The organism is Pseudoalteromonas sp. bablab_jr010 (genome assembly GCF_016464105.1).
GTDB classification, from domain to species: Bacteria; Pseudomonadota; Gammaproteobacteria; order Enterobacterales; family Alteromonadaceae; genus Pseudoalteromonas; species Pseudoalteromonas simplex.
The window spans coordinates 1-410 of sequence record NZ_JACDWV010000194.1; the positions used below are offsets into that span (position 1 = coordinate 1).

The 410-nt window shown below is 41.7% G+C and carries 1 protein-coding gene; it reads right to left on the reverse strand.

Features of this window, described 5'->3' with window-relative positions; all coding sequences use genetic code 11:
- On the reverse strand, nt 1–358 hold a 358-nt coding region (locus JIG37_RS18910), incomplete at its 3' end, for a DUF2931 domain-containing protein (RefSeq protein ID WP_199530080.1).
- Nucleotides 359–410: the final 52 nt, after the last annotated feature.

A 410-nucleotide genomic window follows, 5' to 3' on the forward strand; every position in this document is an offset into this window, starting at 1 on the left:
CACCTGTGTAATAACTAAAATTAGGTAAGTTTTTAGCTAATTTATATCCCGCTTTATCTATGGCCACTTCACCGTAGTAAATTCTATTTTCTGATTTATCGAGCCATTCAACCGCCACTTTTTCGGGGAACTTTTGCTCATAAACACCAACCATTGCGCCTGCCGTAGCTCGGCAACACGACATTGCACCTGCAGGGACACTCCACCGCCCATCAAATTCTATTAATGTCGCAAAAATATCATTACCTTCATCAGTTGAGCCAGATACGACCATGTAATCTATTTTTTCCGTTGACGAGCAACCGGCCAAAAACAAAGCACATGCAATTGAGATGAGTGGTTTTATAAACTTGTCCATAGTCGGTTTTTATTTATTCTCACGCCATTGCGCTTGCCCTGAGCCAAGTTCA